General features: G+C 59.4%; 19 protein-coding genes and 1 tRNA gene. 9 read left to right on the forward strand and 11 right to left on the reverse strand.

The window, feature by feature from the left end; translation table 11 throughout:
- Positions 1-44: 44 nt before the first annotated feature.
- Entirely contained in the window at positions 45-2,462 is a 2,418-nt protein-coding gene (locus tag Q1A20_RS09735) for a YbcC family protein (RefSeq protein WP_299916843.1), read from the reverse strand.
- Complete coding sequence (locus Q1A20_RS09740; RefSeq protein ID WP_299406975.1) at positions 2,459-4,048, reverse strand: proton-conducting transporter membrane subunit; 1,590 nt, start codon at positions 4,046-4,048, stop codon at positions 2,459-2,461. Before Q1A20_RS09740 ends, Q1A20_RS09735 begins: the two co-directional genes overlap by 4 nt.
- Before the next feature lie 98 nt (positions 4,049-4,146).
- Here Q1A20_RS09740 and Q1A20_RS09745 point away from each other — a divergent pair, with 98 nt between their 5' ends.
- From Q1A20_RS09745 to Q1A20_RS09760, 4 genes are all read left to right on the forward strand, one after another.
- A complete protein-coding gene (locus Q1A20_RS09745) occupies positions 4,147-5,037 on the forward strand; it encodes a LysR family transcriptional regulator (protein ID WP_299406978.1) in 891 nt (296 codons plus the stop codon).
- 141 nt (positions 5,038-5,178) lie between these two features.
- Entirely contained in the window at positions 5,179-5,976 is a 798-nt protein-coding gene (locus Q1A20_RS09750; RefSeq protein WP_298972873.1) for a phytanoyl-CoA dioxygenase family protein, read from the forward strand.
- A 488-nt stretch (positions 5,977-6,464) separates the two neighbouring features.
- Positions 6,465-7,664, forward strand: a complete 1,200-nt coding sequence (locus tag Q1A20_RS09755; RefSeq protein WP_299406981.1) for a hypothetical protein — start codon at positions 6,465-6,467, stop codon at positions 7,662-7,664.
- 187 nt (positions 7,665-7,851) lie between these two features.
- On the forward strand, positions 7,852-11,073 hold the full coding sequence (locus Q1A20_RS09760) for a reductive dehalogenase (protein WP_299406984.1): 3,222 nt from the start codon (positions 7,852-7,854) through the stop codon (positions 11,071-11,073).
- Positions 11,074-11,135: 62 nt separating this feature from the next.
- Here the strand turns inward: Q1A20_RS09760 and Q1A20_RS09765 are convergent, their stop codons facing one another.
- Together Q1A20_RS09765 and Q1A20_RS09770 are read right to left on the reverse strand one after the other, a co-directional pair.
- On the reverse strand, positions 11,136-11,621 hold the full coding sequence (locus Q1A20_RS09765; protein WP_299406986.1) for a copper chaperone PCu(A)C: 486 nt from the start codon (positions 11,619-11,621) through the stop codon (positions 11,136-11,138).
- A gap of 55 nt (positions 11,622-11,676) precedes the next feature.
- Positions 11,677-12,048 carry a hypothetical protein gene (locus tag Q1A20_RS09770; protein ID WP_299916844.1) on the reverse strand — a complete coding sequence of 124 codons (372 nt, stop codon included), beginning with the start codon at positions 12,046-12,048 and terminating at the stop codon, positions 11,677-11,679.
- Between the two features lie 153 nt (positions 12,049-12,201).
- On the opposite strand from Q1A20_RS09770, the gene Q1A20_RS09775 reads away from it, so the two are divergent.
- Complete coding sequence (locus Q1A20_RS09775; protein ID WP_299406991.1) at positions 12,202-13,656, forward strand: aldehyde dehydrogenase family protein; 1,455 nt, start codon at positions 12,202-12,204, stop codon at positions 13,654-13,656.
- Here the strand turns inward: Q1A20_RS09775 and Q1A20_RS09780 are convergent, their stop codons facing one another.
- The 7 genes from Q1A20_RS09780 to Q1A20_RS09810 form a co-directional block, all read right to left on the reverse strand.
- A complete protein-coding gene (locus tag Q1A20_RS09780) occupies positions 13,657-14,592 on the reverse strand; it encodes an AEC family transporter (RefSeq protein ID WP_298972887.1) in 936 nt (311 codons plus the stop codon).
- A gap of 66 nt (positions 14,593-14,658) precedes the next feature.
- On the reverse strand, positions 14,659-15,459 hold the full coding sequence (locus Q1A20_RS09785; protein WP_299916845.1) for an MBL fold metallo-hydrolase: 801 nt from the start codon (positions 15,457-15,459) through the stop codon (positions 14,659-14,661).
- Positions 15,459-16,265: a TatD family hydrolase gene (locus tag Q1A20_RS09790; RefSeq protein WP_299916968.1), complete on the reverse strand. Its 807-nt coding sequence runs from the start codon at positions 16,263-16,265 to the stop codon at positions 15,459-15,461. Before Q1A20_RS09790 ends, Q1A20_RS09785 begins: the two co-directional genes overlap by 1 nt.
- Positions 16,266-16,298: 33 nt before the next feature.
- Entirely contained in the window at positions 16,299-17,405 is a 1,107-nt protein-coding gene (locus Q1A20_RS09795; RefSeq protein WP_299916846.1) for a DNA polymerase III subunit delta', read from the reverse strand.
- Entirely contained in the window at positions 17,402-18,040 is a 639-nt protein-coding gene (gene tmk / locus Q1A20_RS09800; RefSeq protein ID WP_299916847.1) for a dTMP kinase, read from the reverse strand. Before tmk ends, Q1A20_RS09795 begins: the two co-directional genes overlap by 4 nt.
- Positions 18,037-19,206 carry a D-alanyl-D-alanine carboxypeptidase family protein gene (locus Q1A20_RS09805; protein ID WP_299916848.1) on the reverse strand — a complete coding sequence of 390 codons (1,170 nt, stop codon included), beginning with the start codon at positions 19,204-19,206 and terminating at the stop codon, positions 18,037-18,039. Before Q1A20_RS09805 ends, tmk begins: the two co-directional genes overlap by 4 nt.
- 21 nt (positions 19,207-19,227) lie before the next feature.
- Entirely contained in the window at positions 19,228-20,124 is an 897-nt protein-coding gene (locus Q1A20_RS09810; RefSeq protein WP_299407008.1) for an SPOR domain-containing protein, read from the reverse strand.
- Between the two features lie 193 nt (positions 20,125-20,317).
- Here Q1A20_RS09810 and Q1A20_RS09815 point away from each other — a divergent pair.
- The 4 genes from Q1A20_RS09815 (at position 20,318) to Q1A20_RS09830 (ending at position 24,776) form a co-directional block, all read left to right on the forward strand.
- Positions 20,318-20,407: transfer RNA gene (locus tag Q1A20_RS09815), tRNA-Ser, on the forward strand.
- Positions 20,408-21,807: 1,400 nt separating this feature from the next.
- A complete protein-coding gene (locus Q1A20_RS09820; protein ID WP_299407013.1) occupies positions 21,808-22,752 on the forward strand; it encodes a tripartite tricarboxylate transporter substrate binding protein in 945 nt (314 codons plus the stop codon).
- Positions 22,753-22,830: 78 nt separating this feature from the next.
- Positions 22,831-23,271 carry a tripartite tricarboxylate transporter TctB family protein gene (locus tag Q1A20_RS09825; protein ID WP_299407016.1) on the forward strand — a complete coding sequence of 147 codons (441 nt, stop codon included), beginning with the start codon at positions 22,831-22,833 and terminating at the stop codon, positions 23,269-23,271.
- Positions 23,272-23,276: 5 nt separating this feature from the next.
- Entirely contained in the window at positions 23,277-24,776 is a 1,500-nt protein-coding gene (locus tag Q1A20_RS09830) for a tripartite tricarboxylate transporter permease (protein ID WP_299407018.1), read from the forward strand.

The following is a 24,776-nucleotide window of genomic DNA, read 5'->3' on the forward strand; positions in this document are numbered from 1 at the left end:
ATGGATCATTCATCCCAGCGCCCTTGACCCGCAAACGCTTTTGCTCAAGCAGCCAGGTTTGCCTTGATACCGGTGTGATCAGTCTGGAAGTCCTCCCATTGAAGATCGCCAGAATACCGCCTCGCCAGTTGACCCGAGCCATCCATCAGAAAAAGATGCAGCCAACGATTGTCGAAAAGGGTGCGTACTTCCGGATGCCGGTCAAGAATGTCGGTCACGGCTTCCTGTGGCGCCTCGATGCAGACTGACAATCGCAGGGGATCATGTGCGAAGGTTTTCCCATCGTGAACAGATTGCCAGGGAAGACCTGCGCGTAGCACGCCGCCATTGCCCTCCACAACGCCGATGCCCCCGGTAACGTTGTGCAGGAGCTTGTTGCCCGCCCCAAAAAGACCCGGAGCGACAACGGACCCGTAATATTGCAGGCTGATCCAGCTGGCGACAACAACCGGAGCGGTCAAGATTAACTCCAGAACATTAAACCCTTCATCCTTGCGCCAATCGTAGTCGTGCAGGAAGGCTCGCCCGTCGAGCGCATTCCCGCGGGTTCTGCGGCGCGGGGCGGCGATGAAAGCGCTACATCCTGCGAGCGCCCATTCGGGACGGGTCTCAGACCAGTCCTGCGCGCGTGCTTTGACCGCGTCGCCGGTCGTGGATCTGGGCAACCGCAGCGCGCGCTCGGTCCGCGCGTGCTGGCCAGCGGACGCCAGCAGTTCCTTGGCTTTTGTAACAAGCATCCGATCTGCGTCCGAATCCAGATCTGCATCGTAAAGCGTCACGTCATCTGTGGTCGTATGATGCAAGGCACCGATGAAGCGCGTATCGCTGGGGATTTCAATGCCATTCCTGGTCAGGCCATCGCGCACATCCTGTGCGTTCAAGAGCCTAGGAAGCAATCTTGCATTGACCTCGCCAGAGTATCCACCGCAGGCGCCGCAATGCAGTGCGCTCGCATGCGGGTTGTTCACCACATGGGCGCCATGTCCAACGATCAAAACCAGCGGGGCAAAGCCCTCTGTCAAAGACATCGCGCGAAGGATGGTACCTGCGGCCGTGACTTTGTCTGCCAGAGTGAAGCTGTCCGCGAAGTGCGGAGCCTGCGTATCCGGCGCGGGAGCGCTATCCAGACCAAGCGCATCGCGCAGCAGTTTGCCGATGTAAATCGGGCCAGCCGCTTCCACAAATGCAAAGGAGGACACAGCCGCCAATTTGAAGCGGCCCCAGGCCCTGATGGCCCGCGCCGAAAGCCGTGTCGATTGCTCCTCCGAGATCTTGCCTGATGGGCTCGAAGAGGAAGAGATGCCGGGGGTGAGCAAAACCGGTAGACGTAACTCTTCTACATCCGACGCAAATCCGCGATGTGCAGCGGTCAAGCCGAAGAACCCTGCAAAGCCGAGCGTTTCTACGCCCGGATCGGTGGTTTCTAGCGCCCTGCGAAATACTTCGGAGCGGACGTCGATACAGAATGCGGCCTGAAGGGTCGGGCGGTTGTCCGTCTCTTTGGCGCTGGCCGAAGACAGGGTTCGTGCCAGAAGTCTTTGCGCAGCATGTTCTGCAGCCTCCTGTAATATCGCATTTGCGATGTGCGCAGAGGTCGGCTCGGGTATCGATGCATGAGCGGCCCGCGTGGCCTGCCACTCGGCATCGATTTGGGGTTTGTACCGCGCATATAGGGCCTGCTCCCAGACGAGCCGTATCGTGAGCATATCTGTGGTGATCGGGTCTGTTTTCTGTTCCAATTCGGCCTGCCACACTCTTTGCCGTGCGACCTGCGCCCAGCCCCCCAGGCTGGTCAGAAGCTGATGGAAATAGGTCGGTGCGCTTTGAGAGGACAGCCCAAGCGCGTCGCAGGCCTGCGACAGGGCGGTGCGCGCGCTGTCCGGTGTTGTGGCGACCAGGGCGGCAAAGCCCGACAGGCCGGTAATCTCGGGCGTCAGATCGCGACGTGCAAAAATCTGCCAGCTTTCGAATGCGCCGCGCCCTGCCGTCACCTGCCACAAAGCCTGACCCGCATCGAAATATCCTGCCGCCCACGCGCCGATCCGCGCATCAATCAGCGCAGGCCAATCAACGCCCGAAGCTCGAGCCGCCAAATCGGCAATCGTGGGCAGGGCGTCGATCTCTTCCTCCGCCTCCTGAGCCATCTCTTTGAGGACCTCAATCGAATTTGGTGCCCCCGAGGGTGCGTGCTGCAATGCCGCCGTTAAATCGCCGTCGGAAATTGTGCCATCCGCAATGCGGTCCGCATACCATGTTCGTGGCATGGTGAGGGAAGCCCCCGAGATTCGCGCAAGAAGGGCGGAGGTTTCGCTCAATGAAAGGTCGGTCTGGCCCAGAAACGGGTTGACTGCGACAGAGGAGGAGAGCGGCCAGAGCGGCGGGATGGCGCGGCTCGCGGTCTCGGAGGCTGCAATCAGTTCAAGATGTGCGCCGGAATAGCCGGTATAAGTGTCAGCCCTCATTGTGCGGCTCCTTTCTGGGATTTTGCGGGGATGGACCAGCCGCGTAGCAGACGATCTTCGAGTGCGTTGATATAGAACCCGTTGGTCAGATGAATGCGCAGTCCCTGTGCGGCCGGGTGGTGTGACCATAGCGGTAGTGTTGCCTGCGCCAGGGCAACCAGCCCGAAGCTCAAAAGCGCCAGTAGGATCAGCGCCCATTCCAGCGCGCTGGGCATCGGGGTTGGCGGCAGGCTGGATACTGTCAGCCAATAGGCACCTTTTTGCAGCACGACGTAGCTGATCGCCGCGCCCAGCGACATCAGCGCCGTGCGCCATGTCAGCGCACGGGGCGCTGCATCGGCCAACCCCTGCGCCAGCAAATAGGCCACACCGAAAATCAGAATAGCGCCAAGGGCGACACTTTGCGGTGAGCTTCCTGCAAACCCGAAGAGTATGCTGAAAGCGGTGTAAACCGCGCCATAGATGGCGATGGCCAGCACAAAAGCACGGCTCACGGCGGCAAGGTCGGGCACCGCTACCGGACCAGGCCGCGCGATGCTTGCAACGCGTTCCACCGCGCCCCCCGCCGCCAGAAACGCATGCGCCTTGTAGAGCGAGTGTGCAACGACGTGCAAAAGCGCCAACGGGAAAAGGGCAAGCCCGCATTGCAGGATCATGAAACCCATCTGGGCCACGGTGGACCACGCGAGGGAGACTTTGACGGTTGGTTGCGTCAACATGACCAGCCCGCCAAAGAGCGCTGTAAAGCCGCCAATCAATACCAGACCGGCGAGTACCAGAGGTGACAGCAACATAACGTCGGCGAAACGGATCAAGAGGAATCCGCCAGCGTTCACCACGCCAGCGTGCAGCAGCGCGGACACGGGTGTGGGTGTCTCCATGACTTCGGTGAGCCAGCCGTGGGTCGGGAACTGGGCGGATTTCAACAAGGCGGCGAGCGCGAGGAAGGCAGCAGCGGTCGCTGCCAAACCACCGCCCTGACCGAGTTGGGCCGCCGCTATGATCTGGGAGATCTGCAGCGTTTCATAACTTATCATCAGCAACACCGCCGCCGTGATCAGAGCAATATCGCCCGCCCGCGCGGTCAGAAATTTTTTGCGCGCAGCGCGCTGTGCCGCGATCCTCTCGGGGTAAAACAGAAGCAGTCTGTGCAAACACAGGCTGGTCACGATCCAGGCGCCGACGAATTGAACCAGATTGCCCGACTGCACCAAGAGCAGTACCGCGGCGAGCGTGCCCAGCAGCCAGATGGTAAACGGGGTTTGGCGTGCCTCACCTTCGAGGTAGACGCGCGCATACCGCACAACGATCCACCCGATGAAGGCGACCAGCAACAGCATGGTGCCACTGACCGCATCAAGCCGCGCGGAAATGCCGATGCCCGCGGCGCCGATCAAAAAGCTGTCACCTGAGCCCTGAGCGATCAGCAGTCCAAGTGCCAAGAAAGCGACGAGCAAAGCGACAAGCGACACACCTTCGCCAATCCTTGCTGCCCGATCGGGGGTGAGATCGCGTCTGAGGTGCAGCCCAATCGCGGCGGTGGTCAGAATGGCAGGCGCCAGCAATGGCAAGGCATAGGTCAACATGAGATCCCCCGTTTGCGTCGTTCAGGAGGAGATACACAGGGCATAGCTGATATAAAAATTCATTGATAACAACAAATCGTTCACTTAAAGCGAATGATATGCACAGTATGAATTACAATCACCTGCGCTATTTCTGGCATGTGGCGCATGATGGAAACCTGACCCGCACGGCGGCGCGTCTCAACCTGTCGCAATCGGCTTTGTCGGTGCAGATCCGTAAATTGGAGGATCGCCTTGGTCACTCCCTGTTTGAGCGGCGCGGTCGTCAATTGCGCCTGACCGAAGCGGGCCGGATTGCGCTGGATCATGCGGATACGATATTTGGGGCAGGGCAGGACCTGCTCGCCACGCTCAGCCGCACCGGCAGTCCGCGTAAAGTGCTGCGGGTTGGTGCGCTGGCCACCTTGTCTCGCAATTTTCAGATCGAATTCCTGCGCCCGTTGTTGGGCGCGCAAGATGTCGAACTGGTGCTGCGGTCAGGCACGTCCATGGAACTCATGCAGGGATTGGAAACGCTCAGTCTCGATGTTGTTTTGACCAACCGCGTGCCAACACCGGACGCGATGACCGATTTTATGGTCCATACGCTTTCGGAACAGAGCATCGGTGTGATTGGCACGCCCAAAAGGCTGGACAATACCCTGACGCTCTCAGAGCTTTTGAGCACCCACCCGGTCATCGTACCAACCAGTGAAAGCCCCGTGAGGATCGGGTTCGATACACTGTGCGCACGATTGGGTATCGACCCGGTTCTGGCCGCGGAAGTGGATGATATGGCGATGATGCGCCTGCTGGCGCGCGAGGATATCGGCCTGGCCATCCTCCCGCCGATTGTGGTCAAGAACGAATTAGTGACCGGGCTGCTGAAAGAGGCGCAACATCTCATTGGTCTTACTGAAATCTTTCACGCTGTCACGGTCAAACGGAAATTTCCAAACCCACTGCTCTCCTCTCTGCTGGAGCGACCGGTGGCGGCTCAGGGTGCGTGAGAACCAGCCCCACCCGATGCGCTTCTGATCGATAGAAAGGTCTTGGAAGCGTTTCGGTAGATACCTGACACGCCCCGCAAACGCCCTGATTGACAATGGACATCGGCTGCATTTCTTTGACGCCCAGAAAGAGGTTCCGACATGACGCATCCGCTGATCACGGCAGACGACATCCAAAGCTACCAGAATGAAGGTGTGGTGCTGATCAAAGGTCTGTTCAAGGATCATATTGAAACGATCCGGGCGGGCATCGAACGCAACATGGCCGAGCCAGGGCCCTATGCCGCGGAAAACCTGAATGAGGGGGAAAGCGGCCGGTTCTTCGATGATTACTGCAATTGGACCCGCATTGCCGAATTTGAAGAGGTGATCCGCACATCTCCTGCGGCAGAGGTCGCTGCCGATCTCATGGCATCCCAGCGGGTCCAGGTCTTTCACGATCACGTGCTGGTCAAGGAACCCGGAACCTCGAAGCCCACGCCCTGGCATCAGGATGGCCCCTATTATTTTGTCGATGGGAGGCAGAATGTCAGCTTCTGGTCACCGATGGATCCGGTGAAGGATGCCAGCCTGCGCTGCGTTGCGGGTAGTCATCTCTGGGAGAAACCGGTGCTGCCGACGCGCTGGCTGGCGCAGACCAGCTTCTTTCCCGACGAAGACGCCTATATGCCGGTGCCCGATCCCGATGCCGAAGGAATGGAAATCAGGGAATGGGAGATGGAACCGGGCGACGCGGTCGCTTTTAGCTTTGCGAGCTTGCATGGTGCGCGTGGCAATACAGCGCAGGCCCGCCGACGCGCCTTTTCCCTGCGGCTTGTGGGAGACGATGCGCGCTATGTGGCCCGGCCCGGACCGACATCTCCGCCGTTTCCCGGACATGGCATGCAGGCTGGGGACATCCTGCGCGAAGATTGGTTTCCCGTGATCTTCAACAGGTAGGGTGCGATCTGCCGCAATTGGGTTCTGGCGTCATGTATAAAGTCAGCGTGATATCTGGTTTTCAAAACTCAATTGGATCTCTCTGTGAGTAACTCGAACAGAACGGCAGATTTTGGCTATAGTTCACATTTGTGACCTGCGCGCAAAGGTGCTTTTCGGCCCGACTGGAGCCCGAGGCGCCACAACCTTCCGGGGAGCAAGCAAAAATATGCTGGGCATTAAAAACCACCCATTGTTGAGCGAATTCGCGCCTATCGCATGAGCTCATCCGTTCAACCGCTTGAAGTTGCTCGCTAATCGAGCCTTTAGTTGAGGTGCTACTTTGAAGTGAGGGTGTAGCAAATGCGCCACCAAATGGTTTTTGGCGCATGCTACATTGTCGTTTCAATTGTTCGACTTTCTTGGTTTCCGGTTTCCGTAAAACAGAATTATCAAAACCATACTCCTGACTAATTATCACTTGGAGGCCAGGCACTATGTCCGAAGGCATGAAGGATAACTTGGAATGCGCGCCCGGTACGACGGCGCAAAACGCTCTGTTCGAGCACCCGCTGAATACGTCAGATTGGGAAAAACGGCTGTCCGAAGCGCGGGCACAACGCGAAAAGGTGCTGTCCAAGCGCACAGAGCCACCCTCGAAACCTGGCTTCAACCCGACCGCTCTAACCGGCAAGGCAGCCAAATGCGATACCATTTCCGAGCCTGTGTTAAATGCTGTGGTCGAAACGCCCGAACAGAAACCAGAAACCACTTCTGAAGTGAACCGTGCCATTCTGGATGACGAAGAAAAGGCTGATGCGTCTGAGCTGGCTTTCGTTTCGCGGCGCAACGCAACGCCTGAGATGCCGCAAAAAAGCCAGGGTTTTCAAATTCCAGGCTGGCTGAAAGTCACCGGTGCGTCGAAGCCACTTTACCTCGTGATGTGCAGCGTCGGCCTCGGGTTTGGTCTTGCCTTGGGTTTCGGTTTCTTGCTGGGTCTGGGCTGGCCATTGCTGCCCAACGGCCAGCCCACTGCGGGTCAGTTACAGTCTGAAGCCGTTCTGGCAGATGGTGGCACGGTCGTCCAAAGCGTCCCGGTGATTGCCGTAGCACCCATCGCACAGAACACTTCCGACACCCAAGGCTTGACCATCGATCTGCCAGAGTTGCCAGTGCCGCAATGGACTGCTGAAGCCTCCTCTGACATCACGCTGCCGAACATCACGCCGATTGCCTATTTGTCCTCCAACAGTGAGGACGGCTTCGGCGCGATCAGCGCCCTGCCGGTCATTGAAGCTCCGCAACAGACCGCCTCAAAGGGCGGTGAAGAACCTGATGCTTCAGCAATGTATGCGCAGGCGTTGCAGTTTTTTGTACATGCCCCGGAGAGCGTCTCAGATAAATCGCTCGAAGGATACATAGCGCAACTTGAGGATACCGGCTTTCCCGTTGCCCGGATCGGTCGGGAAAGCGTGCGGGTCTCAGCAACACATTTGCGGTTCTACAGCCCTCAGAACGCGGATGTCGCGCGCGCAATTGCCGCGAACCTGGGTGTAGAAGCAAAAGATTTCTCGCAAGACGCGGGCAATTCGTCTCGTATCGAGGTTTGGTTGGCCGGGGCGTCGCTTGAGGCGATCGAGAACGAGAAGATTGCGCAGAGATCGAACTTCTTTTCAAGATGGCTTAAGAGCCGCCAGGAAGAACGTTAGAAGAGACCCTGACATCGCAAAATCGGACCGCGCTTAGCGCCAAGCGCGAAACGTCAGATCCGTGTATCGCCAACGGTTGTGATCCGAGGGATCAGCCGGGGTCGGGCGTGCATTGATTTTGACATTCCGCCGTTTGCGGGGCATTCCGGTGCTCAAAGAATGAGCGTTGTGTGCCAAAGGAAAAGAGTTGAACGCCCGGATTTTCTCTACACGAAAGCGGCCGTTTCACCTCGGCCCGTTCCCGCTGGAACGCTTGGCGCGGGTGTCGTCAGAACCTGATCTGTCCAACGTGCCTGCCATGCAGCCGGTGCATTTTGACAACGCGGCCGTTCCGCAGTCGCTTGTGAACGCAATGGGCGAGTATCAGGCGATGCTCGACGCGATCAGGGACGGCCTGATCAATAAGGAAATTGCGGGCTGTCCGGCGGACCCGGATGAGCGGGCGCGGCATATAAAATCCTTTGGCTATTTCCAGGATGCACCGATGGTCGGGGTCGGGCGGTTTGATGCCAGTCAGCTGCTGGCGACGCCGATCAGAAATCCGGAAATTGATCGCCTGGCCGAGGAGCTTAGAACCAAGCAGACCAAAACGCTTGCCGCCGGGATTGATACCATCATGGCGGATCTCAAGGACAGTATGACGGCGCCGCCACGCACTCTCGATGCTCACACGCACACGGTTGTCTTTTTGTACAATTACAACCGCGAGCCAACGCCGGATGAGCCCGGTTTCGACTGGATCGCCGAGGCACACCCGCAACGGGCGAGCCTGCTGGGGGCAGAAACGGCGATCATCATCGCGGGCTATTTGCGGGTCTTGGGATATGATGCCAAGGCGCATACGACGACCTCGTCCGAAGTGGATCTGAATAAGCTGGCGGTTGGTGCGGGACTGGCCACGGTGGAAGAGGGTCGCCTGGTAAACCCCTACATCGGCGACAGATTTCAGGTTGCGGCCCTCACAACGAATTTTGAAATGACACCGGATGCGCCGCTGGTGCCTTTGGCGAAACAATCAAAGTCCATCACAGGCAGCCTGGCATGGAAACTGGGTAAGGGGTCGCAGAAAAGCGCGCGTACGCTCGACCCTTATGCAACACGGCACTATGCCCAAGGGGCCTATCCGTTTGAAACGCTCAAGCGGGTTGAGAAGCCGACCACCTATATCGACGAGGCGCGGGTGGCACGTGTGCCCAAGCGCACCGATATGTTCGCGCGGGCGCAGTTCGGGGACCTGGGCAAAGCCAGTCAGGAAGCCGCCACCGGCGGGTATTTTGCGCAAAAGGCACCGATCAGCCGGGCGATCAGGCGTCCCTCCGGTGCGTTTCTGTTGCTGCAGAACGGCCCGGTTGCGCCAGAAATCTCGCCTGCAGCCAAAGACGCCGCCCGCAACGCCGAAGGGATCAAGGCGGCGAGCTATTTTCTGGGGGCGGATGCCGTGGGCATTTCGCGCTGTCCGGAATGGGTGTGGTACTCCCATGATGCAGTTGGCGAGCCGATTGTGCCCACACACACCAGCGCGATCAGCATGATCATCGACCAGGGGTTCGAGACCACCGAGGGTTCTTCCGGGGATGACTGGATTGCGGTCACGCAATCGATGCGCGCTTATCTGCGGTTCTCGCTGTTGGGCGGGGTCATCGGCAAACAAATCCGCAACCTTGGCTATGAAGCACGGGTGCATACCAACCTGGATGGTGAAGTGCTGCAACCGCCGCTGCTGTTGCTTGCCGGTCTGGGCGAGGTGAGCCGCATCGGCGAGGTGATCGTGAACCCGTTTCTGGGGCCGCGCCTGAAATCCGGATGTATCACCACGAACATGCCGCTCGCGCATGACAAGCCTATTGATTTTGGGATGCAGGCCTTTTGCGAGGCCTGCAACAAATGTGCCCGTGAATGTCCGTCGGGGGCGATTACCGCCGGTCCGAAGCTCATGTTCAATGGCTATGAAATCTGGAAATCCGACAGTCAGAAATGCACCACCTACAGGTTGACACAGCAGGGCGGTGCCATGTGTGGGCGTTGTATGAAAACCTGCCCTTGGAATGTCGAAGGCCTGCAGCACGAAAAACCCCTGCGCTGGATTGCGATGAACGTACCGGCGATGGCGGGGGTTCTGGCAAAGGCCGATGATCTGGTGGGAAACGGTCGCATCAATCCCCAAAAACGCTGGTGGTGGGATCTGAAGGTGAATGATCGCGGCGGCTTTGATGCAGTGTCCGAGCCGAAAAACTACCGCGAGTTGCAGACCGATCTGGAACTGACCTACGAAGATCAGACCCTGGCGGTCTACCCGGCAAACCTTGCGCCACCGCCCTGGCCGTTTCCGTTTCCGATGGATCGTGAGAAGGGGATCGAGGCCTATCAGGCGCTGATCACCGCGCAGGAATATCAGGCGCGGCTGGAACGCGGCGAAACCGAAGGCTTGGCGCATGCTTACCTGGGGGCCGGGGATGCACCGGTTACCCGTGTGGGCATCCGCGCGGTCGAGCACCTGTCAGAGACCGTTGTCAAATACGAGTTGGCGTCGCTGGACGGTACACCCTTGCCCGAATGGCGGGCGGGCGCGCATCTCGACATTGTCGTGGCTCCAGAATTCGTCCGGCAGTATTCGCTCTCTGGCAATCCCGCGGACCGGTCGACATACGAGATCGCCGTTCTGCGCGAAGAGGCCGGGCGCGGGGGATCGAAACTGCTGCAAAAGATCTTTTCGCAAGGGCGCAAGATCTTTGTCTCCAACCCCATCAACCATTTCCCACTGGCAGACGAGGGCACGAAGCACATGCTGATGGGGGGCGGCATCGGCATCACGCCGATGATCGCCTTCGCCCATGAATGCCATGCGAAAGCGGTGGATTTCGAGCTGCATTATTCGGCGCCATCCCGCAGCAGCGCGGCCTTTCTAACCCATCTGGCTGCACAGCCCTGGGCGGAAAAGGTACATCTGCATCTCTCGGATGAAGGTACCCGCGCCGATCTTGATCAGACGCTCTCCGGCTACCGCGACGGGTGGCACGTCTATACCTGTGGGCCGGACAGCTACATGGCTGCGGTCATGACGGCGGCCCAGAAACAGGGGTATCCCGAAGAGGCACGGCATCTTGAATATTTCTCTGTGCCGGAGCTGCCTGAATATGAAAATCACGCATTTACGCTGAAACTCGCGGGCTCGGGGCAGGAATTTGAGGTTCCCGCGGATAAATCCGTCACGGATGTTCTGGCCGAGAATGGGGTCAGCGTCGATGTGAAGTGTTCTGACGGGATTTGTGGCGTGTGCAAATGCGGCCTGGTTTCCGGTGAGGTCGAACACCGCGATTTCGTGTTGTCGAAGAAACAACGCGAAAAGGGGATCATTCTGTGTCAGAGCCGAGCCGCCAAGCCCGGCGGTGTGGTCGAGATCGATTTGTGACGCACCGCTGATCGCTGCTTTGTGACACGCGAAGGGGCCAGTTGCCCGACCCCTTCGGCATCTCAGTTTGACATCGTGTGGCCGGAATGGTCCGTCTTGTCCTCGTGAGTGCGTTCTTCGACGTTGAACATCACCTCGATTTCGCCTGCGTTCTCAAAGATCAATGTCGCCGGGATTTTTTCGCCCACTTCAAAGGGATCGCCGCCAAGGCCCATGAACATGACGTGAAATCCGCCGGGCTCAAGCGACACGGTTTCCCCGGCGGGGATCTCGATGGCATCCACATGCATCATGCGAGCGACGCCGTCTTTTTCTTCGGTGGTGTGCAATTCGACTTTTGGAAAGTCGGCCTTCACGCCGATGAGGCGATCTGCTGTGTCACCGGTGTTTGTAACCTCCAGATAGCCACCGCCTGTTTTTGCCGTGGCCGCTGTGTTGAAGGTCATCGGATGGTTGATCACAAGGTCGCCCAGCTTGAATTCATGCGCAAGCGCAGCGGTCGACATCGAGAGAAGGGCAGCCGTGGCTGCGATGATCAGGTTTTTCATGATTTTTTCCCGTAGAATGCGCAGATATGGGTGCGCGCCGTTGTGTGAATGAAGGTCAGATAATCACACGGGCTGGCGGTGCGCGGGACGGATGCGCGGTGTCGGGTCGCGCGGGGCGCAAGAGATCACGGGCGGAGGCGAACGGGGCCGAGCATTCTATCGCAGCCGGGATCGGCGCGGAGTTGACCACCTCCGGCAACAGCACATTTTGCGTGATCACGCAGGCGTCACAGGTCGTGCTGAGGTGATGTGCGGGGTCCGTTTCGCCGCAGATTTCCGCTAGCGTCCCGCCCATGCTGAGATAGGCCAGCAATTCGGGCGAGGATCTGTCGTTGGAAAAGCGATGTGCGAAGCTGGTTGCCGTCATTGCGAAAGTCGCAATGAGCATCATCAAACTTGCCAGAAGTGTGAATCGGGCCCGCATCATGAGCAAATCCTATGTGGTCCCACGGGGGTGGTCCAGATGAGAAGCGCGCCCGCGCAGCTTTGCCGCATGATGCCAGCAGCGTCAGACAACCGGCTTGACCTTTGTGGGTTCGGGTGACCTGATCCACGCGTGCCATCAAAAGGGGGCTTGAGGATGACAGTGCGACCGTTAGGGGTGGACCCGTCGGGATGTTTTATCGGTGGGCAGTGGCGGGCGAGCGCATCGGGTCAGACACTCGCGCTGGGCGATCCTTCAACCGGCGAGGTGCTATGCCAGATTGCGCGCGGGGGCGCAGAAGACATTGACCAGGCGGTTGAGGCTGCCACAGCGGCAATGGCGGGGGACTGGGGAACGACCACGGCGGTCGAGCGGGGCCGTGTTCTCTACCGGATCGGGCAATTGGTGCTGGAGCACATCGATGCGCTTGCTGAACTGGAAGCGCGCGATGTGGGCAAGCCGTTGAAACAGGCCCGCGCGGATGTCGTCGCACTGGCACGCTACATGGAGTTTTATGCCGGGGCCGCCGATAAAATCCACGGCAGCACAATTCCTTACCTGGACGGCTATACGGTTTACACGTTGCGGCAGCCCCATGGGGTCACCGGGCATATCGTGCCGTGGAATTACCCGATGCAGATCATTGGCCGCTCCGTTGGGGCAGCCCTTGCAATGGGCAATGCCGCGGTTTTGAAACCTGCGGAGGAGGCCTGCCTGACGGCGCTGGCTTTCGCGGAACTGGCCCACCGGGCGGGTCTGCCTGCGGGGGCCTTGAATGTCGTGCCGGGTCTGGGGGCCGAGGCCGGGGCCGCACTGACGTCACACCCCGGCGTGCATCACATCTCCTTCACCGGGTCGGTCGGCGTCGGCAAGCTGGTGCAGCAATCCGCCGCTCAGAACGTGGTGCCGGTGACGCTTGAGCTTGGGGGCAAATCCCCTCAACTGGTTTTTGAGGATGCCGATCTCGACGCGGCGCTGCCATTTCTGGTAGGAGCTGGTATCCAGAACGCTGGCCAGACCTGTTCGGCGTCTTCGCGCATATTGGCGCAGCGTGGCATCTACGAGCGGGTCGTGGCGGAAATGACGACCCGTTACCGCGCGCTGCGCGTCGCGCCTGCGATGGCGGATCTGGATGTCGGGCCGCTCATCTCCAACCGGCAAAAAGCGATTGTCGAAGGGTTTCTGAACGACGGGGATGACCTTGAGGTGGTGGCACAGGCGGCATTGCCTCCCGATCTTCCAGCAGGCGGCGCTTACGTGGCTCCGACGCTGTTTGCCAATGTACCCCGCGATCACAAGCTGGCGCAGGACGAGATTTTTGGCCCCGTGCAGGTGATCATTCCGTTTAAAGATGAGGCCGACGCGCTGGCGATCGCGAATGGCACGCCTTACGGGCTGGTGGCATCGGTCTGGACGTCGGACGGGGCGCGGCAAATGCGGTTGGCAAAAGCGCTCAAGGTCGGCCAGGTCTTCCTGAACAACTATGGGGCTGGCGGCGGTGTGGAGCTGCCTTTTGGCGGGACCGGCCTCTCGGGACATGGGCGCGAGAAGGGGTTTGAAGCGCTTTATGGGTTCTCGTCGCTGAAGACGGTGGCTGCCCTGCATGGGTGATCAGACGGTCTCCAGCAGGATGAGCCATACCCAGATCGTCAGGACAGAAATCCCCGTGGCCATCAGCACGGAAGAGGCAGCGACCCGTTTGGCGCGCCCATACATATTGGCGAAGATATAGGCATTGAACCCCGGTGCCATCGCAGCGGTCAGCACGCCGGAGCGGAACCCGTCGGTGGGTAGGTTTTGCACGGTGCCGAATAGCCAGACCAGCGCGGGGTGCAGCAGCAGCGCGATGCCGCAGATCATGACGACGACGCGGCTGTCGCCTTCGGGGCGGTATTGCACGAGAACCCCGCCGAGCGCAAAAAGGGCGGCGGGCAGGGCGGCGCGGGCAATCAGCGAGAGCGCGTCATCCACAACCGTTGGGATCCCCAGACCCGACAGGTTCACGATGAAGCCCAAGCCGATGGCGAGGACAAGTGCGTTGCGAAACATCGCGCGCACGACAGCGCGGGCCATCACGGTGGCGGATTGGCCGCGATTGCGGGTGACTTCCATGACGGTGATGCCCAACCCATAGCAGAAAGGCGAGTGCAGCGCGACGATGGCGAAATTGCCGGTCATCGCATCCGCGCCATAGGCCCGTTCGGTGATCGGCAGGCCTAGCAGCACGGAGTTGGAAAAGAGGCAGCAAAAGCCGATGGCGACGCAATCCTCCCAATCGCGCTTGAAGAGCGCGCGCGCCCCGAACATGCCGGTGAAAAAACAGATGCTGGCACCGGCGTAAAAGCTGCTGAGCAGGGCCGGATCGAAGGAGCTGTCGAGATCAAGCTTGGCGATGGCCTGAAACAGCAGGCACGGGATGGCGAAGTTCTGGGTGAAGCCCATGACGCCGTCGATGCCCGCAACCGGGAAGAGCTTGCGCCAGACGGAAACATAGCCGAAGCCGATGACAAGAAACACGGGAAGGATGACATCGAGCAGGGTTTGCATTGGGTGCCTTTGCGCCTGTGGCCCGGGCGGGAGCCTCCGGCGGGGATATTTTGTGCCAGAAGAAATTCAGGGAGCGGGAAACGTCAGGGTCAGCCCATCGTAGGCCGGTCGAATGTGGGGGGGTGTTTCGGCCTGCAAGGTGTCGTAGTCGAGGTCGATGTGCATGTTGGTCAGGACAGCGCTTTTTGGTTGAACGCGGTCAATCCATTCCAGCGTGCGGGCGAGATGCGCATGGGTTGGATGGGGATCGCGGCGCAGGGCGTCCACGATCCAGCAGTCCAGGTTTGCAAGAATCGGCCATACGTTTTCCGGGATCTGTGCGACGTCCGGCAGATAGGCCAGATCGCCGATCCGAAAGCCGAGGGCATTCATGCCCCCATGCGCGACCTCAAAGGGAGAGAAGCGGATCGTCCCGCCTGCGCCGTCAATGGTGACATCGCCCTCAATGAGGTTCATGTTGAGGATGGGGGGATAGGCAGACCCCTCGGCCTGCACGAAGGCGTAATCAAACCGTTGCATCAGCGCGTCGCGGGTGGGTGGATCGGCCCAGACTGGCAGGCGCGCGCGCATGTTGAAGACGATCATCCGCAGATCATCGATGCCGTGCACATGGTCGGCATGGCTGTGTGTGTAGATCACCGCGTCAAGCCGCCCCACATCGGCGGTGAGCAGCTGGTTGCGTACGTCTGGCGAGGTGTCAATCAGAACTGTTGTGGTGCCATTGTCGTCCTCGCGTTCAACCAGAAGCGAGCATCGCTGGCGTCTGTTCTTGGGATTGTCGGGGTCGCAGTCGCCCCAGTGTCCGCCCAAGCGCGGCACGCCGCCTGAGGATCCGCAGCCCAGAATGGTCGCGCGCAGCTCAGCCATCAAGCGGGGGCCTGGTAATTTGCTGCCTTGGAGAACAGGCGGTCAAAATTGGCCTGCGTGTGCGCCGCAAACGCACCATAGCTGATGCCCATGGTGTCAGCTCCGCGCTGCGCCGTGTGGGTTACATATGCGGGTTCATTGCGTTTGCCGCGATAGGGCGGCGGCGCAAGGTAGGGCGCGTCGGTCTCCACCAAAATACGGTCCAGAGGGGCCGCCGCGAAGATATCGCGCAGTTCGGACGATTTGGGGAAAGCTGTGATCCCCGACATCGACAGATAAAACCCCAGATCCAATGCCGTGCGCGCCAGATCGGCGGATGAGGAGAAACAGTGCATCACACATGTGAATGCGCCCTGGCGGTATTCTTCTGTCAGGATGCGTGCCATATCCGCATCGGCATCACGGGCGTGGATGATCAGTGGCAACCCTGTGGCTCGCGCGGCCTCGATGTGCACGCGCAGGGAGGTCTGTTGGATTTCTGCCGTGTCGGCCGTGTAATGGTAGTCGAGGCCGGTCTCCCCGATGCCCACCAGTTTGGGATGCTGTGCGATGGTAATGAGTTTGTCCACGCTTGCCTGGGGTTCGCTGGCGACGCTCATCGGGTGGGTCCCGGCGGCATAGAAAACCGGCGCGTGGGCTTCGGCGATTGCGCGCACGGCGGGTTCATTTTTCAGCTTTGTGCAGATCGTCACCATGCGGGACACGCCAGCATCCACAGCGCGGGCAACGATTTCCGCGTGCTGGCCATCGAAATCCGGAAAGTCGAGGTGACAATGGCTGTCTGTGATCTGAAGTTTGTCGGTCATGCCGGTCCGGTCGTGCTGGCACCAGATCGGCATCTACCCTCTGGCGGTTTGACTTATCTTGATCAGGGTATCTAGGACCAGAGCGGCAGGGTCAAGGTTCACCGCGCGGCCATGTCGCGCGCGTGCGCCGGTTTCCTGCGCGACCTGTGCCCAGGCACGGCCCGCGGTTTGATCAGGTGCCAGGCGCGCGAGAATTGCCGCCTCATTCGGGGCGGCTTCAATGGTTGATCCGGTGCCGGACGCGCCCCGGCGGGCAAGGCGCGACAACAGCAGGTCGATGAGTTCAAAAAGCAGGTCACGCTTGACCTCGGCACCGCGCGCGGCAGCCGCTTCTGCGAGTTTCAAGGCGGCAGCACGGTCAAACTGCGGCAGGGTCTGGATCAGCGCCACCAGCTCCGCATATGTCTTCAACCCATCCAGCAAGGACAGTCGCATGGCCGCCCCCACCGATCCGCCTGACAGTTCCGCCAAGGCATCCGTCCGCGCGCCCACATCGATGCCTGCCTGAGCAAAGGCGCGCGCCATATCGTCTGGCGGCAGCGTATTCAGGCGCAGCGTGCGGCACCGGGACCGGATGGTGGGCAGCAGTCCGGAGGGGTGATGGCTGATGAGCAGCAGCGTGGCGCGGTCCGGGGGCTCCTCCAACATTTTCAGCAGGGCGTTCGCCGCTGACGGGTTCATGTCGTCCGCTGCATCTACGATGACGACGCGACGCCCGCCATCGGCTGCCGATAGCTGAAAAAACCCTGCAAGGGACCGAATGTCATCGACGACAATCTGATCGCGCATCCTGTCGGTGGTGGGGTTCGGGGTGCGGGTGATGGATTTCAGGCCCGGTTCCGCCCCCGCCGCGATCCGCCGCGCGACCGGGTGTTCGAGATCAATGGCCAGTGTGGTGGGCGGCGGCGGCGCGCCAAACAGCCCATCGTCGTCAAGCGGCGGGGTGGCCAGCAGGAACCGCGCCATGGACCAGGCCAGTGTCGCCTTGCCAATGCCGCGCGGGCCGGTCAGCAGCCAGGCATGGTGCAAACGCCCGGTGCCAAAAGCATCCAGAAACGCTTGCTGTGCAGCGTCCTGACCAAAAAGCTGAGGGTTGTCGCGCGGATGCGGGGCGCCTTCGATCTGATCGGGCGTGCTCATGCCAGCTCTGCGCTTACAAGATCCGCAATGTCGCCCGCGACCGCGTCCATGTCTCGCGCGCCGTCGATGACCCGGAAACGGTCAGAGAATTCGCGGGCGAGATCCAGAAAACCTTGTCGCATCGCTTTTTGCAGGTCTTCACCAAAGGCTTCAAATCGCTCGTCCACGGTTTGTCGCGACAAGGCGCGCGAGAGGCCGACGCCTGGGTCCATATCGATCAGAACGGTTAAGTCGGGTTCATGGCCGATCATTAGTGTGTGCAATTGATCGACAACTCCCCGCAGATCGCCCCGTGACAGGCCCTGGTACATGCGCGTGCTGTCAGCAAAACGGTCGCAGATCACGATCTTTCCTGCAGCCAGCGAGGGCAGAATTGTCCGTTCAAGGTGATCGCGGCGCGCAGCGGTAAAGAGCAGGATTTCTGTTTCCGCCGACCACCTGTCAGGGTCCCCCTGCAGAACTAGGGCGCGAATTTCTTCGGCGCCAGGGGAGCCGCCGGGTTCGCGGGTCAGGACAACTTCGTGCCCGTTTGCACGCAGATGATCAGCCAGTCGCTTGACCTGAGTGGATTTGCCTGACCCGTCTATGCCTTCGAAGGTGATAAAGGTGCCGGTGCCGCGCGCGGCTGCGGTCACGTCGCCCCCTCGGGTACCTGAATGAACTTCGTGAACAGCACCAGCGCTGCGGTGCTGACGCGGCTGACAAAACCACCGCGTTCAATTGCACGATCCGCCACCAGCGGCAGGCGCGTTTCAGGCAGACCTTCCAAGGTAAATACAAACTCGGCCAGCTGATCACCCGCGGCGATGGGGGCGTTGATCGGGCCGGTGTAGATCACTTCGCCCTCGATCTCATTGCCTGCCAGCGCTGGCATCAGAATGCTGATGTCCTCTGCGGCCACCAGACCGACGGAGGCCTCGCTGCCCATCCACACATCCGCTTGCGCAAATTGCTGCCCTTCTTTCGCCAGAGGGCGCATGGCAAATTGACGGAAGGCCCAGTTCACGATGGCCTGGGATTCCTGAGCGCGTTCGGCCACGGTGTCCATTCCGGAAATCACAAAGATCACTCGCCGGTCGCCCTGTTTTGCCGACCCGGTCAGCCCATAACCCGCCTCCTGCGTGTGACCCGTCTTCAGGCCATCGGCCCCAATGCCCATGGTCAGCAGCGGGTTGCGGTTCAAACGGTTGCTGGGCACCCGGTTGTCGAATTCAAATTCGGTTTCTGCAAAGAGCGGGTAGAACTCCGGGAAATCCGTGATCAGGCGATCCGACAGGGTGGCCAGATCGCGCATCGACATCAGATGCCCGGGCTGCGGCCAGCCGTTCGAATTGGTGAAGGTCGAGTTGGTCATACCCAGTTGTTGTGCGCGCTGTGTCATCAGGCGTGCAAACCCGTATTCCGTGCCATCCGGCGACAGCGCCTCAGCGATGACCACGCAGGCATCGTTGCCCGAAAGCACGATGATGCCGCGGATGAGGTCCTCGACGGTGACGGTTTCACCCGACCTCAGGAACATGCTGGAGCCACCATAGGACTGCGCGTGTTCGGAGACCGGCAGTTCTTCATTCAGATCGAGCCCGCCGTCGGATTTGCCACGCCGAATGGCCTCAAACGCCATGTAGAGCGTCATCAGCTTGGACATCGACGCCGGCGGCATCGGTGTTTCGCCATCCTTGTTCAACAGGACGGTGCCGGTTGTCTGATCAAGGACAAAGGCGGTCTGCGCCTTGGTATCAAAGGCCAGGCTCATGGTGGTGGAGGCGATCAAAGCCAGAAGGGCTGCGGCAAGACGGATCATAGCGACACGCTCCTGAGTAGATTAATTGGTCACGGCGTAGGCGTCCGAGAAGCCCTCGCCCTTGATGGTGGCAAGCAGTGTTTTCTGCTCATCGGACGTGGTGGCTGGGCCAACGATCACACGCCAGAAGGGTTTACCGCCCGCCTCTTGCTCCTTGACGGTCGGAATCAATCCCGCGCCACGCATTTGTTTCGCCGCGCGCTCGGCATTTGCCTCCTGGCTGAATATACCGATTTGAACGAAAGGCTTCTTCAAGGTGGATTTCGGCAAGCTGGACTGGATCACCGGTGTGGCCGCCGCCGGGGCAGGGGCCGCCGCGGTTTCAGCAGCGGTTGGCTCTGCGGCGTCAATCGCGGCGCCTGCGGCTGCAATCGGGTCAAGCACGGTTTCGGTGATGTCGTCCGTGGCTGCGACAGTTTCCTCAGCGGGTGCTGTGGGCTCCGGCGTCACCACCTCTTTGCGCAAGGCTGTCACGTCGAGCTCCACCGGTGCCCCGGCAAGCACGCCTAGGGCTTCCGCCGCGTCAGAGGACATCTGCAGTCTCGGCCCGGGAATATCGCGTTCGCGTCGGAAGAGCGCGCCAACGACGAACTGCCCATTGGTCTGGTTGCGGATGATCACCCGCTCCGGTTCGGTCACGTCCGGATGCGCCACCCAAACACCGCCCAGCGAAGGCCGCCCGTCCCAGAGGCCAGGTTCCTTTGCGGAAAACACTTCCGGCGCTTCGACGTCGCGCTCGGTCACGGTGCCGCTCTGGGCGGCAACGGGAGCTTCGGCTTCATCCGTGGGCTTTGGCTTGAACACCTCGCCGAGATTGAAAGAGCCCGCGTCGTCGCAAGCGGCCAGAACGCTCAAGGCGAACAGCCCCGCAAAAAGTCGAAAAGCTGGAGAACGATGGTGGATGATGTCGCCGCTCATGTATCTGTCCTTGCCTGTTATCCGGTTGTCCGGCGTCTTTTTCGCCCGCATGCAGCGGGTCTTTGCCGATACTCTACCCCGGCTGACGCGGCCTGGGAAGATCTTCCGGATCAAATCGGCGACATTCCCCAGAGGTATTGTGGCGTTTTTTGTGGTTTCAGAATCATTTGCGGGCAACTAGGACGGTCAGACCGGAGGAGTGGCAGAGTGGTCGAATGCACCGGTCTTGAAAACCGGCGTGCGTGAAAGCGTACCGTGGGTTCGAATCCCACCTCCTCCGCCATCATTAAATTATTGAATTATTTCAATACTTTATATCAAGTCATTGACCGCAATTGACCGGCGCTATTGACCAATGGAAAGCTCGTTAGGATTAGTCCACAGTAGCGATGGAAGAACGAATACCAAGAACAATACGCTTTCAAAGGCTCGGGATTGTGAAAAGTGACCACCGCTGATTGGGCAATTACTATCTCCTTGGCATCGCTAGCTCTTTCCATTGCTGGTTTTATTTGGAATGTTTGGTCCAAGTTTATCTATCCGAAAGCCCGGCTAAGGGTTGGCATCTCAAACAGAATTGCTTTTGGCGAAGGATGGGACCACAACCCGGAAAGCATTTGCTTGAGCGTGATAGACCATGGTCCCGGTGAAGTAACCTTGGACAACACTGTTGCACGTCCTCGGCGGCGCTGGCTGGGACTTAGAAAGCCCCGCACCTATGCAATGCTGAACCCATCTAGCAACTGGCCATATAGTGGGACCTCAGAAGGGCCATTTAGCGGTGGGCTTCCTAAGACCATCAAGTTGGATGAGACTTTCTACGCCCACTTCCCTCGCTCTCGGCGATGGTTTGATGAAGCAAGACTGGTTCGATTTGGCTTTACGGACAACTTCGGGCGCATTCACTGGGCACCTCGAAAGCAATGCAAAAAGATAAGAGAACAACTATTGTGTGATGCTTCCCTTGAGAGGTTTAACAAAAGCAGAGAGTAGCACCTCTTGGGCGCTCTGCTAAGGAATTCGCTGCGGTAATTGGTGAAGAACTGATCGAAGTGAAAAAGAAGTTGGCCACGGCTGCATCGAACTTATCCAACAAACTTATGAAACACGTCAAAGCCGAAAATGAGGGAAGCAGAAAGATTACAGTCGACTGCCTGTGCCATAAGCTACTGGATAAGTTACCTGACGTAGGTGCCTAAGAACGGTGTGTGTCGGCCTGATCATCAGCGACGCCTAGCGCTTCCCCCCACCGTTTGAAACGCTTTCCATATGTGTCAGAAGCATTTCCCATGCTCGCTAGTTTGTGGAATAGGAGGTTTTGACCTGTCTTACCTTTCACTCTCTCTCTCGGACCATCGACACAGGGGAACTATGAACGGGCACTCTACGGGCCGCTGAGGTGTTCTTACCTTGCTGTAAATTGAAGCTGAGTTGATAACCATTCTCCTCAATCTCTTCGACCCACAATGTCACGATTTCTGCCTGTCTCATCCCAGACAACAAGGCCACCTTGAACACGTCCTTCATGACGCTTTGCGGTCTCCCACATATAGCTTCCATTTCGATTACACATACCCACATCAGGCTTCGCATTAATTTTAGTATTTGGTATTCCAAAATATCAAATACTGGTTTACAAGAATCGGGGTGCGGTAACTGCGCACCGTCAAGGGAGGAAAACCAATGAAGATAATGTTCGCCATTGCTGCGGTGGCTGCCACAGTTGGCGGTGACCTTGTTGCTGAAGACTACCCATCCAAAACCATCGAGGTCATCACCCATGCCGGTAACGGCGGCGGCACCGATGTGACCACGCGCATGATGATGATCCGTGCGCGGCGCGAGTTGGGAACCGACATGGTTGTGGTCAACAAGCGCGGTGGCGGCGGGGCCTCTGCGATGGATTATTACCTGACCCAAGAGGCTGACGGGCACAGCATTTTAACCTTCACCATCGGTCACTCGGCCACAGTTGCCTTGGGCAAGACCGATATGACGCTGGAAGATGTGCGGCCCATTGCGCGCGGCACCGATGATCCGCAGATCCTGATGACCCGTTGTGGTGTCTATGAGAACGCCGAGGCCTTCGTTGCGGCGCAGAAAGACGCGCCGCTGACCTATGGCACCACGCATCTGGGCGGTATCGATGATGTATCGGCCTTTATGTTTGCGCGCCGTGGCGAGCTGGCGACGCCCAAGATCGTGCCCTTTGAGGGCGGCGGCGAACTGGCCACGCAATTGGTGGCGGGCGCGGTTGATGTGGCGGTTCTGAACCTGGCCGAAGCCGGATCGCAGATCGACGCGGGCGATATCTGTCCGATCGTAGTGCTTGCTCCGGAGCGGATGAGCGGGTTGCCGGATGTGTCCACTGCGCAGGAGCTGGGCATTGATGCCAATTTCTCCACCGTGCGCGGCTTTGTTGTGCATAAAGACACGCCCGATGATGTGGCCGCCAAGATCGAAGAGGCGCTGCTGAACGCCATGGGACACACCGTCTACCAGGGCTTCCTGACCTCGGTGGGGCTGGATGCAAGTTCGGTGGCAGGTGCTGACGTCTGGGGCAATCAGCTGACCTCAATGCAGTCGGACATGGATGCCGCACTGCGTGAATTGGGCTTTATCGAATAAAGCCCATCTCCCCGGGGTCGGCCCCTTCGAGAGGGCTGACCCCACCTATGCTTCTTTAACCTGTTTGGGGACGACAAGATGACGCGTTACGCGGTTCCGTGCGGCATAATCGTCTTTTGCCTGCTGGCCTATTGGCTCAGCACGCAATTCGACCGGGTGCCCCCCATCCTGTTGCGCGGCATGCAGCCTGCGGACTTCCCGCAGATGGTGATGCTGCTGATCATGGCCTTGGCTGTGATGGTTGTGATCTTTGACAAGCCCATCGTGCATGATCCGATCCCGCCGACTGTGTGGATCAGCCTGGGGCTGTTTGTCGTCTTCGTTCTGGCGGCGCAGGTCGATCTTTTTCTCGGCCTCGGCGTCTTTGCGGGCGCGCTGGCCTGGGTCTGGGGCGAACGGCGGGCTTGGGGCCTTGCACTGGTGGCTGTCCTCAGCCCGGCTTTGATCTTTTTGCTCTTTGATCAGGTGTTCAGCATCCGCTTTCCGCGCGGTCTGCTCACCAGTCTTTGGTACGGGTGACACTAATGGAACCGTTGATTGCTGGCCTTGTTGCGCTGATGGATCCGAACCTGCTGGTGCTGCTGTTCGCAGCAACCTTGGGCGGGGTGATCATCGGTGCGCTGCCGGGGCTGAATGCCACCACGGGCGCGGCGCTGCTACTGCCCTTTACCATCACAATGGACCCGATCCCGGCGATTGCGATCCTGACGACGATATACTGTGCGGCCACCTTTGCGGGCGCGATTACGGCGATCCTGATCAACACGCCCGGAACCTCGGCCAGCGCCACGACCTGTCTGGATGGGTATCCACTGGCACAGCGGGGCGAGGCTGGGCGCGCCCTGGGCATGGCCACGATTTCCTCCACGATTGGGGGGATCATTTCGGTCATCTGCCTGATGCTGGCAGCACCCTTGATGGCTCGTATGGCCTATAATTTCGCGCCACCGGAATACTTCGCACTCACGGTCTTTGGCATTTCGATGTTGGCCACCATCGGGGACGGTACGCCCTTGAAAAACATCATCGCGGGTGCCTTCGGTATACTGCTCGCAACCGTTGGCAAGGACCTTCTGACCACGGTCGAACGCTTCACCTTCGGGTTCAATGAACTCTCGGAGGGGATTGGGTTTGTGCCGGTGATGATCGGCATCTTTGGCATCTCCGAGCTTCTGGTCCAGGCTGAACGCTTGAGCGTTGAGCGGCGGCAGGTGTTTATGAAAACCATCAAACTGCCATCGCGCGCGGACTATGCGCGGGTGTGGAAGACCATCCTGCGCAGCTCCGGCATTGGCACCTTTATCGGCATCCTGCCTGCGGAAGGGGCCACGGTCGCCTCAATGATCGGCTACAACGAGGCACGCCGCTGGTCCAAAACGCCGGAAGAGTTCGGCAAGGGGTCTGTCGAAGGCATCGCCGGGTCCGAGGCTGCGAACAACTCCGCTACGGGCGGGGCCATGGTCCCGACGCTGGCGCTTGGCATCCCCGGCAGCCCGACAGCGGCGGTTATTCTGGCGGGGCTGATGGTGCATGGGTTGCAACCGGGGCCCACCATGTTCACTGAACAGGCCGAATTCGCCTATGCGATCTTCTGGTCGATGCTCTTGGTCAATGTCATGTTCATTTTCGTGGGACTGTTCGGGGCCAAGATTTTTGCCCGCGTCACCTTTGTACCGGTGCAAATCCTCTGGCCCATCGTGTTCACCTTTTCGATTGTGGGGGCCTATGCGCTGGATCAGTCGATGCTGGACGTCTACATCGCCATCGGCGCTGGCGTGATCGGCTACTTCATGCGCCGTTTCGGCTATTCGGTGGTGCCACTGGCCATCGGGCTGATACTGGGCGGCATGCTCGAAAAACGCCTGGGTCAATCGCAGATCATGCTCGACGATCAGTGGTGGCTCATGTTCACCCGCCCCCTTACGCTTCTGTTTTTTGTGCTCACCATTCTCGCGCTGTTCGGGCCGCTGTTCTGGCGCCGGCTGTTCAACCAGCGTGACCCCATGGTTTCCACCGGAGAGTAA

It is taken from the genome of uncultured Roseobacter sp., from assembly GCF_947501835.1.
Classification (GTDB): domain Bacteria; phylum Pseudomonadota; class Alphaproteobacteria; order Rhodobacterales; family Rhodobacteraceae; genus Roseobacter.

What these genes read in the sequence shown, in the direction of transcription:
- Q1A20_RS09830 (WP_299407018.1), top strand. Translation starts at nt 23,277, where the DNA reads ATGGAACCGTTGATTGCTGGCCTTGTTGCGCTGATGGATCCGAACCTG.
- Q1A20_RS09775 (WP_299406991.1), top strand. Translation starts at nt 12,202, where the DNA reads ATGACAGTGCGACCGTTAGGGGTGGACCCGTCGGGATGTTTTATCGGT.
- Q1A20_RS09825 (WP_299407016.1), top strand. Translation starts at nt 22,831, where the DNA reads ATGACGCGTTACGCGGTTCCGTGCGGCATAATCGTCTTTTGCCTGCTG.
- Q1A20_RS09795 (WP_299916846.1), bottom strand. Translation starts at nt 17,405, where the DNA reads ATGAGCACGCCCGATCAGATCGAAGGCGCCCCGCATCCGCGCGACAAC.
- Q1A20_RS09755 (WP_299406981.1), top strand. Translation starts at nt 6,465, where the DNA reads ATGAAGGATAACTTGGAATGCGCGCCCGGTACGACGGCGCAAAACGCT.
- Q1A20_RS09810 (WP_299407008.1), bottom strand. Translation starts at nt 20,124, where the DNA reads ATGAGCGGCGACATCATCCACCATCGTTCTCCAGCTTTTCGACTTTTT.
- Q1A20_RS09805 (WP_299916848.1), bottom strand. Translation starts at nt 19,206, where the DNA reads ATGATCCGTCTTGCCGCAGCCCTTCTGGCTTTGATCGCCTCCACCACC.
- Q1A20_RS09820 (WP_299407013.1), top strand. Translation starts at nt 21,808, where the DNA reads ATGAAGATAATGTTCGCCATTGCTGCGGTGGCTGCCACAGTTGGCGGT.
- Q1A20_RS09765 (WP_299406986.1), bottom strand. Translation starts at nt 11,621, where the DNA reads ATGAAAAACCTGATCATCGCAGCCACGGCTGCCCTTCTCTCGATGTCG.
- Q1A20_RS09750 (WP_298972873.1), top strand. Translation starts at nt 5,179, where the DNA reads ATGACGCATCCGCTGATCACGGCAGACGACATCCAAAGCTACCAGAAT.
- Q1A20_RS09790 (WP_299916968.1), bottom strand. Translation starts at nt 16,265, where the DNA reads ATGACCGACAAACTTCAGATCACAGACAGCCATTGTCACCTCGACTTT.
- Q1A20_RS09785 (WP_299916845.1), bottom strand. Translation starts at nt 15,459, where the DNA reads ATGGCTGAGCTGCGCGCGACCATTCTGGGCTGCGGATCCTCAGGCGGC.
- Q1A20_RS09745 (WP_299406978.1), top strand. Translation starts at nt 4,147, where the DNA reads ATGCACAGTATGAATTACAATCACCTGCGCTATTTCTGGCATGTGGCG.
- Q1A20_RS09740 (WP_299406975.1), bottom strand. Translation starts at nt 4,048, where the DNA reads ATGTTGACCTATGCCTTGCCATTGCTGGCGCCTGCCATTCTGACCACC.
- Q1A20_RS09770 (WP_299916844.1), bottom strand. Translation starts at nt 12,048, where the DNA reads ATGATGCGGGCCCGATTCACACTTCTGGCAAGTTTGATGATGCTCATT.
- Q1A20_RS09735 (WP_299916843.1), bottom strand. Translation starts at nt 2,462, where the DNA reads ATGAGGGCTGACACTTATACCGGCTATTCCGGCGCACATCTTGAACTG.
- Q1A20_RS09780 (WP_298972887.1), bottom strand. Translation starts at nt 14,592, where the DNA reads ATGCAAACCCTGCTCGATGTCATCCTTCCCGTGTTTCTTGTCATCGGC.